Consider the following 15,948-nt stretch of genomic DNA (forward strand, 5'->3'; position numbering starts at 1 on the left):
ATTATTGATTACTCGCCATACAGGCAAGCGAATTGCAGGCGATAGACTAATCGCCCTTCAGTTGTTGAAACTGGGGAAGGAATGCCGCCAACGTTCTCTATGTGACCGATACAGTCATTTGGCATGGGGTTAGCCTGGATATGGCTGATAATTGCCTGAACGGTGTTGTCTACCACTTCATCCCCTTTATCCGCGCCAATTACATCGACCAACACGTAATATTCGCTACCAATTTCATTGCGTATTGCGGTGCCGCCATTAGGGCGAAATACCATAAACTGGTCTGCCAAATCTTCGGTATCGCGCCACTTAAGCATTTGAGCAATGAATCCGTCAGTTAAGCCGGACTCGACAAAGTAATCGCGGACCCGGCGATGCATAGGAGGATTCATAGCGACAACTCCTTCTTAATGATGGCATCAACTGCATCCCTAGCCGCATCAGCGCCTTTATCAAGGAATTTTGGCTCGCCGGTTTTATCCCAGATATAACCCATCGATCCCTTTTTCTCCCCCCTCCTCACCGAGCGAAGTTTACGGGCGCCAAGATACCTCCCTGGTGCGTTATGAACGTAAACTGCATAGTTTGCTGAATACCCAATCTTGCCGACAAGTCTGCTGCCAATTACAGATAGCTCTCTGAACTGAGAGTTAATCAGCGTGGATGAGGCCACTGGTGTTCTAGATGCAGCCTCTTGCCCGATTAGCAGTAGCGCTGACTGGATTGCGCGAACCGCCTTGCGGCCTTGGGTGTCGCCGATTAACCGGGTCAGGTTCTCTTTCGCTTCTCTTACGCCTTTGACTTTAACGCCCATATCAAACTCCCGTAATAATCGCGTAGTCGTCGGCGATGCGGTCGAACGTGTCAGCGTAACGGATGATATGACGGACCTCATCAGCACCGGACACCTTTGTCGGGTCGGGTGCCATAGACGCGCCAATCATGATGTAGTCGCCGCGTTTCGCCGTGGCGTACTCTGTCCAAAACGTGTTTTTGACTACAAACTCCAAACCGATGTCACCCAGCCGCGCAGTAGCGTCGCCGCCGTAGTCGCACATTATGGAAATAGGAGCTAACCACTTCTGCTTTCCGTATTCGTCAGGAGGCCCATCCTTTTTCCACACGGTAGCCAGCGCCGTGTAACTCCAATTTGCTGTTGCTGACATCGGCTACTCCCTCCACTGCAGTACTTTCGCGCCACTGTTACGAACTTGGGGACAGTTAATAACCCACTCACCACTCGCTTTCACGTAGCCCGTCGCCTCTCGACCGGTATCTGTTTTTATCCAGACCCTGCAGAATGGCTTTGGTGACCGTTCAGTGATTGGAATCCAGGTCATCACTTATCCCCGCACATGCAACCGCCTTTGCCAATCCAAATGCCAGCAAACGCCTTATTGGTTGGGTCAGGCGGAATTAAGCCAGTTGCGCAACCTTCCGTATCCAAACCGCGCAGAAGCGACAACGAACCCTTCCACCTGTCAGCAAATGATTGATAACGGAATGACCTTGAAGCACCAGACGGCGCTGTTTGAGAGCTGATATAGCGATCGCCCTGACCCAGCGCCATCAGTCCGAGTAAATACATCTGAATTAACACCGCAGTGGCCGTAGGGTAGTTGCTATCCAGACACTCTTGGATGCTGTTTACCTGCTCGACAAGCGCATTAAGAATGAAATCAGGCAGAACAATGCCGACCGATGCCAAATACTCTTTTGCCTGCTCGGTATTCACCATGTTTGGCTCCAGATTTAAGGCTCTGCCACATAACAGAGCCATTAAAAAAGCCGCTCAAATATGGCGGCTTATTCTTCAGCGTTGGCTTTTTGTCGCCCGCGCTTGCCCGATGTTGCTTCTGGCGTCGCGGGTGACAGCTCACCTGCACTTTCACCGCGCAGTGGGCGGACATTCGGCACTAGTGATGGATGAAGCGTTTCAAACTCCACCGTATCGCCCAGTTCCACGCCAACCCATGGGCGAACAACCTCATACTTGCTCATTCACCACCTCTTTAACCCAGATTTGCGCCATACAGCACACCAGACAACCCCTGACCATCACGCTTAATCTGTAAGCCTTCAGCAGACATGATCTGGAAGTTGTAGTTGTTCTGCGGCATTGGACGAGGCAATGGAACAACACCAACGGCCATGCCAACCAGCGGGGAGATCACGTCCTGACGACGTTGATAGGCAATGAATTCATTACCAGTCAATGCGAATGATTGACGGATAGCGCGTGCCGGGATGAACTGAGTGATGGTACTCAGCACAGTGCCGCCACTCAGGATGGTTGAGCCGCCGATAGATACGGTTGCTGGCTTCATCAGGTTCGCCATAATCTGCGGTGACACCCACATCACATCGTAAGCTTCTACGAAGTTTGTACGGGCAGCCAGGCCGAAAGGTCCAGTGGTGAAGAAAGCAGCCATCTCTTCTTGGGTTGCGGTGGTAAGGTCGATATTCGCCCCGCCAGCGCCAGTACCCAGGTTGATTTTGATTGTGTTGCGGTGGTTCTTGATGCCCTGCGCCGGGTAGTTCTGCACCTGAATTGATGCGTCGCCGTTCAGATAGTAATTGACGCGGCGTTTGTGGAACTTGCGCATTTTCGCCATCTGGGAGTCAAGAACCAAGTCAATGCCGACAGTGCTCAAGCCAGCAGCTAAGCGCCAGTTTACGCCGTAACCAGCAGTAAATACCGGGATTGGGTCGCCATCGCTGGAGTATTCTGTGTGGTCGAATGAGTATGGGGGCTGGCCGTCAAGGCTGATAGAAACGTCATCAGCAATATCACCGATTACGTTATACAGCTTGGCTGTCTTGCCGATCGGCAGAATTGTTTGAACACTCAGCAGGTCGTTGATGATTTCCATCCCGACTTCCTGGTCACGCATCTGAATGATCTGACGGTCGATTTCTGCCCAGAATTCCTGACCAAGGCCGCCACCAGGAGACAGGGCATTGGCTGCCAGTGTTTCTGCATCCATCGCAGAACGATAGTTGTTAACCATCATCCCATGTGAGGCGTTCCAGATATTGCGCTGGCCCCAGAGTGAGTCCCAATGCCCGCGCAGGCGGCTATTCGTTGCCAACGATTCACGAGTAAAATACATCTAATTCCCCTTAAGAAACGGTTACGCTGTCGGCGCGAACGCGGATACGGATAAAATCGACCGCTGTAGTCGTAACAGCATCTTGGCTATAGCCGATAACTTTGTAAGTACCGGCAGACGTAGGAACTGCTGCGGCCAGACCGGCAACTACGGTGATCGGTTGATCTTTGGTGTAGGTCCCAGCGGCAACACGGACTGCAAACTCGCGCCCCTCTTCCAGGTAGTTACCAATCGCTGAGTGACCGGATGGAACCTGATCGGTGATGCCCAAGCCTTCGTGATAAGCGCTATCCACGACATACATTCGGCCGACAGGTGTAGCTGCCTGAGCAAACAGGTTGCTACCGTTGATTACGGCAAAGGTGCCTGGATACAGAGCGGCCGCAGTCTTGCGGGTTTCTGTTTTGTACAGTGACTTTCCGTCAATATTGACGCGACGATAACGTGGCATTATTTTGCCTCCCCGAAGTAGGTTGCTGGATCAGGTACGCCGTCTTGCTTTTGCTTCTGAGCAGAGTTGGCACCCAGTGGAGCTGGTTCACCAATGCGCTTAAATGCATCATCCAGAGCCTCGCCTGACAGTGCGTTAGCAATCAGTTCGCCATGTACGGCTGCAACGGCCACTCGCTTGGCGTCCTCTTCTGCGCGGGCGTTGGCGGTTAACGTTTCGCTCAGTTTTGTTTGGTTAACTTGCAGAGCATCCACTTTGTCGGTGATCGGCTTCAGCGCTTCGGCAAAATTAGCGGCGAGACCTTTACCAATTTCAGTAATCAGCTCATTTCTTTCTTCAGTGGTTAAAGGCATATCGCCCTCCGAGTTGGTAGCAGGCTCAACCTGCGGGTTAAATAGTTTTTTGATATGGTTAACTGCGACCGCCACCCATGACTCTTGTCGGGCTACAGGACTGCCTGTTTCATCGAAGGTGATCTTTCCTCCTTCACTTTTGTATCCAAATACTTCGGCTTTACCGCCGTTACGGACGATGACGGCCTGCGTGTCGGTGAAGTCAGCAATCCATGCATAATCATCATTACCCGGCGCAAAGCGCTGTTTGGCTGCCCGGTCTAGGCGTGATTCACGTTCACGGTATGATTCCCCGACCAATGCGCCAGAGTTGGCCTGCAATGGCGTGGCGAGGTCAGCGTTAACCATCAGGCCAACCCCCTGTTCAGGCGTTGCCGCGCCTACTTCGTGGAGTAGGATTGCATCGTGATCCATACCGTGAATTTTAACCACCCAATCCGCTCCTTGAGCCTTCTGTTCTGGAGTTGCTTCAATCTGCTCACGGAATACGGCGACACTGGTGTGGATTGGCGGAACGTCTTCGCCACGCTCGATAGCCTCGACACGTGCAATAAGTTCTCGCCCACCTTCCGACTGCTGCGCGGTTGCCACATCCACCCATTTTTCCAGGTAGATACGATTGCCTGCTTTCTTGACGTTTCGGTTCCACGCCCCGGCATAGCCAACATTCAACCCCTCAGGTGAGAAGGCGGAAACGTGCTGACCGTTCACCATTGGGTGGCCAAGTGGTGCCAGGGTGCCTTCCAGCCCTTGATAGTGAGCGTCAATCTCAGAAGCTGGATAAAGCTCCCTGTTCATCACGACGTTGGCTGGCAGGGTGTAGCTGGGGATGATGATGTGGTCGCGCCCGTTGTGCTGCTCTCGCCGGATTGAGGCGCTATTGACCTTGGCGGTCACGTTTACTTGCATTGGCATTGAATTACCTCATCACGCTGCCTTCTTGCAGCACTGACATGTTGATTTGTTGGTTGCCATCCGGTCCCATTGCTTCGTGAATTCCCTCTTGGCCATGTCGATGACGTTTGGGTTGAGCGGATCGCCCTTGTCGTTAACCAGAGTTTCAACCTGTGAGCATTTGCAGTTAATCGCATTAGCACCAATTGCATACCACTCTCTAACTGCTGCGATCGTGTATAGATTACCGTGGCGAATTGCATGAGTTTGGCGTGTGGTTGGACTGAGGGCGGAGAAGTGGAGAAGCATTATTTTCAGGCCTAGAGTTGTTTGGGCCTCTTCTGCCTCATCCCACCTTGCTCGACGTAGCGCCGTGGTTATTTCTGTCCTGGCGATCCGGTTGGCCCGCACCTTCTCAATACCGGCTTGAGTAGTAAGGTTTCTGGAAACCTCTCTTGGGTTAAGCCCCCTGCCGATACCATCCGTGAGTATCCTAGTCATATCGGCCTTCACCTGCGCCGTTATACCTTTCATCTCTTCGAATTCGCGAGCATTTACCAAAGCCATTCGTCGCTGGTATGGCTCACTTATCAGTATTGCAGCCAGTGATTCCCGGCCTGCGGCATAGACTGCGGATTGCTGACTAAGATTGGCGTATGTCTGCCCTGTTCCTCTTGCCGCTGCCTGCTCTACGTAGATGTAGAACCACAAGTCATACTCCCCGCCTTCCAGCATTATTTGGTCAACGAGGTAACTGGCATCGGCGAGGATCATGGATAGAACGGAGGGGCTAAGCTGGTATTCGTATCTGGCATTTACTGCTAGCGTTGCTGGTAACTTATTTAGAGCGTCCTGATAAGCTTTCGCGACTCGGTTTATTCGCCCGGCGAAGTCCTTCATGGCCTTTCGCTCTAAAGCATCGGCACCGGTTGGGTCGGCCTTATTACTCGGAAGAATTGGAGGTTTCGACTTCTTCGTCATCTTCCTCTCCCTCACCAAGTGGGGCGCCGTCGTCTGTCTCGTAACCAGCTGCTTCCCTGATTTCGTTCACAGCAAACACAGCCTCACCCGTTGCGAGTGAGGCTGTGTTTATCTGGCTCATCTTTAAGGCGCTATCAAGCTTTTCGATAGCTGTTTGCGCGTTGAGATCATCCCAGGTGACTGACATTTCCGGCGTGCCGTCAATAACCCTAAGCTCAATAAGCTTGTTGGCGAAATCCTCGATATCATACGACAAATCACCAACCCGGCGTGATTGGCACCGAGCATTCATGTATTTCTGGTCTTCGCTACTGGCCCGCTCACCGGTCTGCATACCTACAAGCACCTTGGCTGGAATATCCACCCCAGCAGCAGCGGTCTGTAAGTTAACGCTATACGTTGGCTCTGGGTCTGCTACAGCAGTCACCAATGGGGTTACGGTCGCTCCCTGAGTAGTCAGGAGGACATCGTTACCGCGGTTAACCTCCAGCGCTGCCTCGTTGAATTTATCCTGTAATTCATCAACCTTTACGCCATACATGGATGCAAGGTTGTTAAAGTCAATCTCCTTTTCGAAGTTGACGTTTAATTGTCGAGCCGCGTTTTTAAGGAACGATTCACCGGAACCGCCCTCGACTTTCTCTAGGCTTACAAATGCGTTATAGGATGGTTCAAGGAAGCCAATGGCATCTTCTGAGAAATCGCCCAGGATAAACACGCGATCAGGATGAATTTGCACCCTGCGACTTGCACCATTTGGTAGTTCCTCGGTGTATTCCCACATTGTGGGCTCACCGTATGTAACCGAACTGATGTTTGTATCGAGTGAGTAAGGCTTTAGAGCGCCAGCCCATACAGGCGTCACCTTCGCCAACCCCCGCCCTTTTGTTACAGGAAGGTTCCAGGCTTTGTCATCCCTGATATGAAGAAGAATTCCAGACCATCGGCCAACTAATCGTCGCCTGTCCGCTTCGGCGAATATCTTCCATAACCGGCTGTTGAGAGTTGCTTTAATCGATCGCTCCCAAGCCGTCTGCGGTTTCGATTTGTCGTATTTATCACCCTGGATTATTTCTGGGTAAGTCTTCCAACAATGGGAGACTATTTTGTTAACCGCTCCAAAGGCGATGCCACCGCGACGATAGAGTTTGTATAGGTCGTCAAAGGTTAACTCTTCTTTAAAGCCATATTCGCACCATGCGGTGCTACGCTTCGCATCAAGTCCCATGCCTGGGTTAAATGCCGCCATACGGGCGCGTGCAAGCCTGGCGTCGTTCAACGCGTGGTTGACCGCCAGTTGGAGGTTTTTATTCATGGTTTATCCGTTAAGGTTTCGCTATCTGCCCTGTAGGCGCTTAGGGATCATCATGCCCATAGACTGCGGCTTGTGTTTGATATAGCCGTCTAATCCATAGCGCACACCATCCCAGCAGTGGTTGTTCTTGTCTTCAATCACCGGCAGAACCTCACCTGTAGTCCGGTCGGTCTTATACGAATACAGGCGGGCTTCTTTTGCCGTTTCTTTGCAGCGTGGATGGATGATGATCTGCTTGAAACCACGAAGACAGGTTATGCCATCCTCAACGCTACCGGCCCACTTCTGAGCAGCGGCAATGTTGAAACCTTGCGCTTTGATATGGCTGATAGTCTCAGGCCGCGAGTTGTCGGCCTTAATAGGCCACTTGCGGGCTTGCGGTATGCCCGGGAACTTCGCTTCGTCTGTGACTTTCCAATCTTCAAGCTGATTAGGCTTCGCGCCATCAATTCCTGCGTAGAACTTCCACATATCATCCAGCTCGACTCCGTGGCCGTAAGCTTCATATTCGATGTATAGATTGCTGTTAAGGATGAACATGCGGATAAGTGTGCTCGGGTCTTTCGCAAAGCCAAAGTCAGCACCGTATAACAGCCGCTCGGCCTGCTCCCACAAGTCGTCAGCAAAGCTTTGGACGACATACTTATTCGCCAGAACCTGCTTATCGGAGTTTTCGAGGTAGGCACCTTCCCAGATCCACGCGTAATCGGCATAGTCCTGAGTGGATAGATCTTCCAGCCGTTCTTCTTCCAGTACCTCGGGGAACCATGGGTTGTCGCTGTAGTTCATCTCGACAATCATCGAGTTTTTCGGCGGTACTTTACGGTAACGCTTGTCGGTTGCGCTGCCGTCTTTCTCTGGGTTCCAAGTTACCCAGATTTCAGAGCCTTTCTCACGAACGGTTGGGCGTAGCTTCTTCCAAGCAATGTCAGATACAGATTCAGCTTCGTCTACCCAGGCGACCAGAATGCGGGCCTTAGATTTGATGCTGTCCAAGTTGTGGCGCAGGCCGCAGAATACGTAGCTAACGCACCTGTTTTTAGTGCGGATGTACTTCTCGCCAATATCGAAGTAATCATCCAGCCACGGAACAGAGCGGATTGCCTGCTTCACTTCCTCCATTGAGGACTCTTCGAGCGAGTTCATGTATTCGCGGGCGCAAAGGATAACTCCGCTTGTACCTGACTCTGCCGCCTGGTATGCCCTAACGGCGGTCATTAGCGCAAAGGTGCGCGTCTTTGCGGAACCACGCCCACCGTATGCGCCGCGGTATCGAACGCCTTCAGTGGCAAATACGGGGACTAGCTTAGCGGGGATTTGGAGATCAACTTGGCTTTCCATTTGATGGCTCTACCCCTACTAATCTGATTGTCGTTGGCTTTGCAGCCATGCTGCCGTCAGATGAGATGTTATCTACGACCACTTTATCCAACCCTACAAGCTTGGCCTTGCCCATAGTGGCGGCGACAGCCGCTGATGATTGAGGGGTCTCGGCGGCTAACGCTGCTTTCCTTGCCTCTTCTAGTTCTGCGATTAACGAATCAACTGTGACATTGTGCCTGTCCTTAATTTCACCGCGCAATTCAGAAATCCTTAGGGCGATCTTAGGGTTGTCTTGCAGTTTGCTCGCTTGCACGTGAACAGCCTCCGGCTTCATCTTGTCAGCAGCATACGCCGTCCGATAAGCCTCCGAAGCATTACCCGTTTCGATGTATGCCTGACAGAAAGCCTCTTGCTTTAATGTCAGACTTGCCATTGTTATTCCTTATCGCCTTTGGATGCTTCAAGAACCACAAGCGTGATGGCTACCACGCCCAACTCCTCATTGCCCTTGATGATGTTGCTAACTTGCTTGTGCAGCTTGTCGACCAGCTTGCGCTCCGCTAAAGGAAGCTCAGAAATAGCCCCCTTCATCATGTAATACGTCGCCTGCTGTTCTTGTGTTAGTGCCATTTAGAGCATTCCTCTACCTTGGTGAGATACACCTTCGTAAAAAGCGATACCATGCACCCACAAAACTTACATAAAACTCTGCAAAAGGCGCTATTTAGTGCCTTTCAAGGAATTTTATAAATCAACCGTGTCGCCAGTAAGCAGCTCGCGTGTAAAGCACTTATCCGCCAACCAGTCCCAGTGAAGTAGCGATGCGATGACAAGCAACCACTTCATTCGCGGCTTGAGTGATACCTTGTATGTCATGATGCCAATTGCCATTTAACCCCCGTAAACACTTATGTAGATTCAGGTTCGCAGCGTTGCCACGCTTGTCAGAGTTGCTAGGCCACTTGCGGCTTACCCGCCAGCAAGACGTGATCACCTCCTGCAGGGTTACACAGTCTTATTCCTTGTCGGGGGAATTAGTTACCGGGACAGCGCTCACTTTCATGCTGAAGCATTTTTTCATCAGCCAATCCCAGCGCAGATAGTGGCCGATAACAAGAATTGGTAGCGCCCAGCGGCGTAGCCTGACCTCACATACCAGATTGCAAATCATTTTGACCTCTCAGCTTCAATATTGCGGATGGCCGCCTTATCGCGGTTGCAGTTATCAATCACGTCCAGAAGTTGGTCAGAGTAGATAACAGCGCCACCGTAGGTTAATGGTTGTTCTGGAAGCGGAGGTATGCAGTTAGCGGTCAGGTTTGCCGGGATTGGTGTCATCGGTACTGCTACGTACTTTACTGGCGTGCCCGTACAAGCCGTTAGAGACATCGCTGCTAACAGGAACGACAGCGCAGGGAGAGCTTGCCATCTTGGTTTTGTACACCACGCGGACTTTATCGCCGGTGTCAGTGGTCTGTTGCTTTTCACTTTCGACTCCTGCGGCAATGGTATTGAACTGCTGGGATTGCTGTATCTGCTTGGTGATGATGGCTTGTTGACTGGTTACTTGCGCCAGCAGGTCTTTGGCATCCTTGGATAGCTGAACTGCCTTGGCGTGGTAATGACTAGCTATCCAGCAAACGCTCAGGAAAGTGATCACCAGCAAAGCTAGGAAGAATTGCTTCCAGTAGGTGCGAATAGACAGGATGGCATTCATGACAAGAACAACTTGCGCTCTGCTTCCCGGCGCTTAACCAATCCATTCAACCTGACACCACCGGCATTCACCCATTTACCAAACTCATCTGCAGCACCCTGCTTATCGCCAGCATTAAGCTTGCGGAGTAAGGTGGACGTGCTAAGGGAGCGCAACCCGAGGTTATAGGCAAAGCTCACCAGTGCGTCGAACTGCCCCTGGGAGATGATCACCTTCACCAGCTGGTTTACTCCCTGCTCGTATTGAACAAGGCCGCACTTAAGCAAGCGCTCAGCTGTCGCTTGGTCAATTACCATTCCTGGTCCAATCTTCCTGCCGTCAACTGGTTGAGTCCATCCATAGCCAATAGTCCAGATGCCGACACTGTCTTGGTAGGCTTTTAGCTTGCAGCCTTCAAACTCTTTGATCAGGGAAATGCCAGCGTTGCTTATTTGCATTTTGTTTACCTATTCACTTCACGATGCGGCACATCTTTGTAGCCAGGGCTGACCCGCCGATCGCCTCGACGCGCTCTATTGACTTTGCACAGAGAACTCGCAAAGCCCCAATCTGCGCACCCCACTCATCACGCTTCCATCGCTCAACCAGCGTTAATACTTCGTCGTCGGTTTTGGCGCTGATTAGCCCATAGGACACAACCGATGATGGATAGGCATAAGCCGCGTCATCTGCACGCTGCATAATCTGAGCGATCAGCCAGCCAGCAATGAGAATTGCCATCACATAAGGTGCGGACGCAGAACAAGCACCGATTACTCTTTGCTTAATCATTCTTTTCACCATCGATGCCAGTTTTCTTGTTCATGAAGCGCAGGGCATACTCGCGAACCTTCTCGACACCGATGAAGCCAATAGCACCACCGATAAACACGTCTGAGCCTTCAGGCAGGTTTAGTATCGCCGCGCCTTTGTATACGCAAAACGCCAGGAGCCCACAGAGAACGCATTCAATCCATTTATTCTTTCTATGCACACCATCGTGAATTAGCCTGGCGTAACATACAGCGCCCGCAATAAGTGATCCCCCTACTGCTGGCCAGATGGCTTTTAAAGCAGCCCAAATGCCTGGCCATAAATCCGGGTTATCTTTCATCTTCATATTCCACCCCCAATTACGGGGATCTATCAGATTAGTTACGTTGATATCTGAACAAATCCCGTTACACTCAATCAGTCTGTGCAGACTTGATGGGCCTTGGTTTTGTTCGTGATTCGAAGCATGAGCAGAATGGCCGGGAGCAGTTGACGCTGTTACCGGTCGCCCATTTTCACGATGACCCGCCATGTGCGGGTTTTTGCTTTTAGAGGATAGCCGTCACGCCGTAGTCACTCAGCGATAAGAGGGTGTTTGAGGTGATTGACTGTTTTGGCGTGGGGCTAAATGCAAAAAGGCCGCCAAGAGGCAGCCTTAAAATGTTGTGTGGTATTGGTTCTCGCTTCACGGGGACGCGCCACTGACTCAGATTTACCCGTGCTTATCGTTTGGTCAGTTCCACTGCGAAATATCTATCTTCCGAATCAGGCCATATCCTGCTTCACCACAACGGAAAGAGCACTGCTTTCGACGCCCGTACTTGAGATTCAGCTTGCGGCTTTATCTGGTTCACGTCCGAACGGCCTTCGGCCTACTCAATGCTCTTACCTGTTGTGATCAAAAAGCCCCGGCGTTTATAGCCAGGGCTTAGTGTGCTTTGGTAGCCGTCCGTAGACTTTAAATGCCTTAAGAACGAATTAACCCATTCTTAGAATCAAATCTAGTCCATTTTTCCGCGAACATCAACAACTATTTTCTACAAAAATCATTTTATGCAGCAAGCCCATCTCCTTTTGTCACCATATTTAGCATTGCCTCTGCGAGAGACTCCTCTTTGTGGCATTGAGTCACTAGCATTTCCATGAAAGGCTGAAGATGATCGTAGGCAAACGTCTTGCCTATTCCTGATTCCTGCTGATTAAATGCCGCCATAACTGCTGAAAACTTCAATCTTGAGTAGCCGCGTGCGTCGCATTTGTCACAGTCCTTGTAAGCCGGGATTCCACCCTGCTTTTCCGTCGCATCCTTGTCCAAAACCTTCCCTTTCCCATGGCACCGGCAGGCGTTGCTGAGCACCTTCTTTCCCTTGCAGGTTGGGCATAGCACTTTCACCTTTTCTCGCAGCTCGCGATGGACATCATATTCGGATGGCTTAAACCCTTTTACCTCCATCTGCAGAGACATCTTCACGATTTCTCTTGCTGGGAAAGGTGTGTGTACCTTGGTGGTGAAAACCTCCGTGTCGATGAAACCTTTCCCATTGCAGCACTCACAAGGGCGGACGCTTGCTGCCGATCGCGAATAGTCCTGGAAAGCGAATGTTGCGAGCGTTTGCAGAACGATGTGTTTAGTATCTTCTGCAAGGTTAGAGATGGATTGTGACTTACCAACCTGAGTTAACGAAAATTGATAGAGGCTCTCCACTGCGCGTTCTGGACCACTGATACCATGCTTTGCCATAAAGAGATCGAAACCGAAGCCTGCTTTTGAGTCTGCCAACCCAAATGCGGCCATGATATCGGTACCGGTCAGTGCATCAGATGCCGTTGCGCGTGGAGAGTCGCTAATAGTGGATGTTTTTGCGAAGAAATATTTTAGCGCTTGTTCAAAGTTCATGCCTTCCCCCATGTCTTTGCGGTTTTGATGCTCTGGATGTTCTGCTTCGATGTGTGGAACTGATCTGCGATAGTTTTGGTGCTAACGCCGATTCCAATCAGAGTTCGAATTGAAATGACATCATCTATGCTGAGTGATGCTCTTTTCCTTGCCATCACTTAGCCTCCTGCAACTGCCAGTGTGGGAGATCACCTTTAAAGCCGGACTTGCGTATTCTGGCTTTCGCATTTCGCTCTATCTGAATAAGCTTCTCGATGTTGACTCGACGCTGTTTTTCTTCCATCCGCAACGCTGATACATCATTCGCAAGGTGGGTTTCCTTTTTGGCTATCTGCATCAGCAGTTCAAAGTGGTCGATTACTGCCCCACACTTTTTGCATTTGACTTGCCGATCATGCTCGTTGATGGTGTAGCCCGGGTGCAGGCAGAAATGACCCTCGTTCTCTAGCAGGAAATTCACCTTTGACTTGGGGTCAGGTTCATCTGCCAGCGGGAACGCCACTACGTTTCCAAGCTCAGTTTCTGTTTCGGTCGTCACGCTTCCTCCAGTTCTGAAATGGTCACAAGCAATAGGCCACCCTTCACCAGCGCTTCCCGCCTAACCCTGAAATCATCTATCTGCTCGTCGTCCAGCATGAACTCCGCATGAACGAGCGAGTCAAAGACAGCCTTTTGAAGATTGTCTAAGTCGCGTCGGCGGCGATCGGGAACGTGAGCTGATATTGAGATTTTGAGTCGTGCTGAGGTTTTGATATCGAGGTGTTGCTGAAGGATGGTTTGAATTACTGCCTGTCTGTATGCCTTACCTTTCTCGCTGATGTAGTGCCTTCCCCTACTATGCCTCCAGTACGTATTCAAGCTGGGAGGCCATGGGAGCGATATTTTATACTCGGTCACACTTTCACCTTACCCTCTTTCAATAACGCCGCCTGAGTCCGCATGACGCCTTCCATATGGGCCATGTGCGCCTCGCTTGCGTCGATCATTCTGGTACGCCGGTCGATTTCATCGTGACATGCAGAACATGCCCAGGCTGCGATTAGGTCGGGAGGCTTAATCCCGGTACCGCACAACCCCGGCAATCGGCAGTGCGCCAGAACAACCGTTTCGTTATTGCCATTGCATATCCCTGGGATTCTGACTTGGCATTCACGCCCTCTTGCCTCTTTGCGAAGATTAGCCATCGTCATCTTCCCCCATCACTGAGTCGATGAATTTGCGTTGTTCCTGGTCGCAGGGCTCGCACACATAAACCTCTTCGGCCTGCAGTTCCTTTCCGCAATCGGCGCAGATCATCGTACGCACCTCATCAGCAAAAACAGAACGGCATTGCCGGGCCATGAGAGGCTGAGAAGTAATGATTTAACCGTCGTTAGACTTGGCTCATTCTTACTGAGGAATTCGAAGAACTGACCAGCCACAAAGCAGTAGGCGCAGGCCAATATGATTGCAGTGATTAACATGGCTTCCTCCTTGCGCGACGACGCAGCCACATGCTGTCTATCAGCGCCGCCGTATGGTTATAAGTTGGGATTTCGGTTGGGGTTAACTTCTTCTTGCGGGGAGTGCGGGTTGTTGGTTTGAATATCAGCTTCTCTTCTAGTCTGTCCCAGACTGATTTTCGCCTTCGTGTCATGATGCCATCCCCAGCTTTATCGATGCCGATCCATAGTTCATGAGTCCATCCCGATCGACAAAGCTTGTCAGCCCGGCGCCGCGGCGCATGTGGTTGAAGATGATTAACATCGAGCCTTTGTTATTTCCGTTCACCGATACTCCGGTATCCGCACGTACAAACGATATGCGGCCGCCAGTAATGAACCTGATTTCTGTTGCGTGCTCCCTGGCAAGTTTGAACCAGCCGACGGAGGGATCAGCCGGTACCAGCATCACCACGCCATTACCATTAAATGCAGCTTCAATGGCCTTGTTAACCCATGGAGTGATGTCGCTATATGGTGGGTTACACCACAGGTAGCCAGATCCGAAAGAATCAAACCAGTCCGCTGACAATGCGTCATCCTCCTTGGTCAGAAACGCCGGATGAAGATGATTGAGATGGCTTGCAGCCACATCGCCGACAAAATTGAACTCAGCATCCAACGCCGCATACAGTTCTAGCGGAGTTCGCCATAGATCACGTATCTCAACCGGGGTATTACTTCCCGTGTAGTCACTCATTTTGTCCTCCTCAACCGGTTAACCCACCGAGTAATCCGCAGCAGTCTTAGGCTTCTGACTAGCTGCCACTCGAGATAGAGGCATAGCGTTCGCGTGGCAACACACATCCACACAAAAGCAAATAATGCCGATGCGAAGATTCCAAGCGCACAAAACACGTTGAACAAAAATTCTGTTGTCATTACGCCACCTGTTTCTGTTTGAGTTGGTTGTACTCGCTATCAGCAGGAATTGTTAACCTGCAGCCAATATTCAGCGCCCAGCCTTCAACCTGGTTCAGGTAGAAATGCATGTCACCTGTATCGAGGTCTGCAGTGTGCCGCAGCGATTGGGTTGTGGTTTTTGCACCCGTCGCCACGTTCACCATTTCTCGCTCTTCGTATCCGAGGTAAGTGTGCTTCATCGCATCCTTAACCCATTCTGGAGACGCAAAGGGCTTGCCACGCTTAATGAGATAAGCGCTTAGCTCTGCGTACCACATGTGCTGGAGTGAGTTCTGAGGAAGGCTGCGCTTGTCGCGCCATTCGGATATTTTTACTCGGTAGCGTTTGCCGCTGGAGATGAGGTCGAAGAGTTGTTTGGTGAATTGGCCTAGGGTGGATTTATGGAGACAGAAGTCGTCCATGGATTAATCTCCTAGAAGTTGCTTCATCCTTGCATAGGTTTTTGGAGCCCGGTCACCGGCTGCCCATTCCTGTTGAACCATTTCAATTAGCTCATCCCAGTGTTCAAGTATTGGAGCGAACTGCTTACACTGCCTACCTATCGCTGGAAAATGGTCGCGAATCTCTGGGATGAATTCCACAAGTTTCATACAGCGGGTTAGGTCAGAAGGGTCCCATGGCGGGTTGAAATATGAGCCATAAAATGGCTTATCCATCCCTAAAGCAATCGAGGCCATGGTTGCAGAACTGACGCCGACGCCCCCCTTAGCCTGCCACTCCAATACTTTCATCGCTAAATCACTCAT

The 15,948-nt window shown here is 51.0% G+C and carries 26 protein-coding genes; all 26 read right to left on the minus strand.

Annotation, left to right across the window (positions count from 1 at the left end; genetic code table 11):
- Window positions 1-8 precede the first annotated feature (8 nt).
- The gene (locus EBA31_RS14650; RefSeq protein ID WP_122079556.1) at window positions 9-392 is read right to left on the minus strand and encodes a hypothetical protein; all 384 of its coding nucleotides are present in this window, start codon (window positions 390-392) and stop codon (window positions 9-11) included.
- Entirely contained in the window at window positions 389-814 is a 426-nt protein-coding gene (locus tag EBA31_RS14655; RefSeq protein WP_122079557.1) for an HK97 gp10 family phage protein, read from the minus strand. Before EBA31_RS14655 ends, EBA31_RS14650 begins: the two co-directional genes overlap by 4 nt.
- Window position 815: 1 nt before the next feature.
- On the minus strand, window positions 816-1,166 hold the full coding sequence (locus tag EBA31_RS14660) for a hypothetical protein (protein WP_122079558.1): 351 nt from the start codon (window positions 1,164-1,166) through the stop codon (window positions 816-818).
- 173 nt (window positions 1,167-1,339) lie between these two features.
- The gene (locus EBA31_RS14670) at window positions 1,340-1,738 is read right to left on the minus strand and encodes a hypothetical protein (RefSeq protein ID WP_122079560.1); all 399 of its coding nucleotides are present in this window, start codon (window positions 1,736-1,738) and stop codon (window positions 1,340-1,342) included.
- A gap of 68 nt (window positions 1,739-1,806) precedes the next feature.
- Entirely contained in the window at window positions 1,807-2,001 is a 195-nt protein-coding gene (locus EBA31_RS14675; RefSeq protein WP_122079561.1) for a glycoprotein, read from the minus strand.
- A gap of 11 nt (window positions 2,002-2,012) precedes the next feature.
- Window positions 2,013-3,113, minus strand: a complete 1,101-nt coding sequence (locus EBA31_RS14680) for a major capsid protein (protein ID WP_122079562.1) — start codon at window positions 3,111-3,113, stop codon at window positions 2,013-2,015.
- A gap of 10 nt (window positions 3,114-3,123) precedes the next feature.
- A complete protein-coding gene (locus tag EBA31_RS14685) occupies window positions 3,124-3,564 on the minus strand; it encodes a hypothetical protein (RefSeq protein WP_122079563.1) in 441 nt (146 codons plus the stop codon).
- Window positions 3,564-4,832, minus strand: coding sequence for a hypothetical protein (locus EBA31_RS14690; RefSeq protein ID WP_122079564.1), 1,269 nt, complete (start codon window positions 4,830-4,832; stop codon window positions 3,564-3,566). Before EBA31_RS14690 ends, EBA31_RS14685 begins: the two co-directional genes overlap by 1 nt.
- Window positions 4,833-4,844: 12 nt before the next feature.
- Complete coding sequence (locus EBA31_RS14695) at window positions 4,845-5,792, minus strand: phage minor head protein (protein WP_122079565.1); 948 nt, start codon at window positions 5,790-5,792, stop codon at window positions 4,845-4,847.
- Window positions 5,755-7,107, minus strand: coding sequence for an anti-CBASS protein Acb1 family protein (locus EBA31_RS14700; protein ID WP_122079566.1), 1,353 nt, complete (start codon window positions 7,105-7,107; stop codon window positions 5,755-5,757). Before EBA31_RS14700 ends, EBA31_RS14695 begins: the two co-directional genes overlap by 38 nt.
- Window positions 7,108-7,128: 21 nt before the next feature.
- Window positions 7,129-8,448 (minus strand): PBSX family phage terminase large subunit, encoded by a 1,320-nt coding sequence (locus tag EBA31_RS14705; RefSeq protein ID WP_122079567.1) that lies wholly within the window; start codon window positions 8,446-8,448, stop codon window positions 7,129-7,131.
- Window positions 8,432-8,863, minus strand: a complete 432-nt coding sequence (locus EBA31_RS14710; protein ID WP_122079568.1) for a terminase small subunit — start codon at window positions 8,861-8,863, stop codon at window positions 8,432-8,434. Before EBA31_RS14710 ends, EBA31_RS14705 begins: the two co-directional genes overlap by 17 nt.
- Before the next feature lie 2 nt (window positions 8,864-8,865).
- Complete coding sequence (locus tag EBA31_RS14715; RefSeq protein ID WP_122079569.1) at window positions 8,866-9,060, minus strand: hypothetical protein; 195 nt, start codon at window positions 9,058-9,060, stop codon at window positions 8,866-8,868.
- 676 nt (window positions 9,061-9,736) lie between these two features.
- Window positions 9,737-10,147 carry a hypothetical protein gene (locus EBA31_RS26815; protein ID WP_162302895.1) on the minus strand — a complete coding sequence of 137 codons (411 nt, stop codon included), beginning with the start codon at window positions 10,145-10,147 and terminating at the stop codon, window positions 9,737-9,739.
- A complete protein-coding gene (locus EBA31_RS14725) occupies window positions 10,144-10,584 on the minus strand; it encodes a lysozyme (protein ID WP_122079570.1) in 441 nt (146 codons plus the stop codon). The genes EBA31_RS26815 and EBA31_RS14725 overlap by 4 nt, the downstream gene beginning before the upstream one ends.
- Window positions 10,585-10,597: 13 nt before the next feature.
- Window positions 10,598-10,918, minus strand: coding sequence for a hypothetical protein (locus EBA31_RS14730; protein ID WP_122079571.1), 321 nt, complete (start codon window positions 10,916-10,918; stop codon window positions 10,598-10,600).
- On the minus strand, window positions 10,911-11,240 hold the full coding sequence (locus EBA31_RS14735) for a phage holin, lambda family (RefSeq protein ID WP_041415456.1): 330 nt from the start codon (window positions 11,238-11,240) through the stop codon (window positions 10,911-10,913). Before EBA31_RS14735 ends, EBA31_RS14730 begins: the two co-directional genes overlap by 8 nt.
- A 711-nt stretch (window positions 11,241-11,951) precedes the next feature.
- Window positions 11,952-12,797, minus strand: a complete 846-nt coding sequence (locus tag EBA31_RS14740) for an antitermination protein (protein ID WP_122079572.1) — start codon at window positions 12,795-12,797, stop codon at window positions 11,952-11,954.
- Window positions 12,798-12,951: 154 nt separating this feature from the next.
- Window positions 12,952-13,335 (minus strand): hypothetical protein, encoded by a 384-nt coding sequence (locus EBA31_RS14745; protein ID WP_122079573.1) that lies wholly within the window; start codon window positions 13,333-13,335, stop codon window positions 12,952-12,954.
- Window positions 13,332-13,694, minus strand: coding sequence for a RusA family crossover junction endodeoxyribonuclease (locus EBA31_RS14750; protein ID WP_122079574.1), 363 nt, complete (start codon window positions 13,692-13,694; stop codon window positions 13,332-13,334). Before EBA31_RS14750 ends, EBA31_RS14745 begins: the two co-directional genes overlap by 4 nt.
- The gene (locus EBA31_RS14755; RefSeq protein WP_122080636.1) at window positions 13,691-13,981 is read right to left on the minus strand and encodes a DUF1364 domain-containing protein; all 291 of its coding nucleotides are present in this window, start codon (window positions 13,979-13,981) and stop codon (window positions 13,691-13,693) included. The genes EBA31_RS14750 and EBA31_RS14755 overlap by 4 nt, the downstream gene beginning before the upstream one ends.
- Entirely contained in the window at window positions 13,974-14,093 is a 120-nt protein-coding gene (locus EBA31_RS14760) for a protein NinF (protein WP_162302896.1), read from the minus strand. Before EBA31_RS14760 ends, EBA31_RS14755 begins: the two co-directional genes overlap by 8 nt.
- Window positions 14,094-14,253: 160 nt before the next feature.
- Window positions 14,254-14,433 (minus strand): NinE family protein, encoded by a 180-nt coding sequence (locus tag EBA31_RS14765; RefSeq protein WP_122079576.1) that lies wholly within the window; start codon window positions 14,431-14,433, stop codon window positions 14,254-14,256.
- Complete coding sequence (locus EBA31_RS14770) at window positions 14,430-14,978, minus strand: phage N-6-adenine-methyltransferase (RefSeq protein ID WP_122079577.1); 549 nt, start codon at window positions 14,976-14,978, stop codon at window positions 14,430-14,432. Before EBA31_RS14770 ends, EBA31_RS14765 begins: the two co-directional genes overlap by 4 nt.
- A gap of 181 nt (window positions 14,979-15,159) precedes the next feature.
- Window positions 15,160-15,603, minus strand: a complete 444-nt coding sequence (locus tag EBA31_RS14775; RefSeq protein ID WP_122079578.1) for a YbcN family protein — start codon at window positions 15,601-15,603, stop codon at window positions 15,160-15,162.
- A gap of 3 nt (window positions 15,604-15,606) precedes the next feature.
- Window positions 15,607-15,948 (minus strand): hypothetical protein, encoded by a 342-nt coding sequence (locus EBA31_RS14780; RefSeq protein WP_122079579.1) that lies wholly within the window; start codon window positions 15,946-15,948, stop codon window positions 15,607-15,609.

Source organism: Serratia sp. P2ACOL2 (assembly GCF_003691565.1).
In the GTDB taxonomy this organism is placed as follows: domain Bacteria; phylum Pseudomonadota; class Gammaproteobacteria; order Enterobacterales; family Enterobacteriaceae; genus Serratia; species Serratia liquefaciens.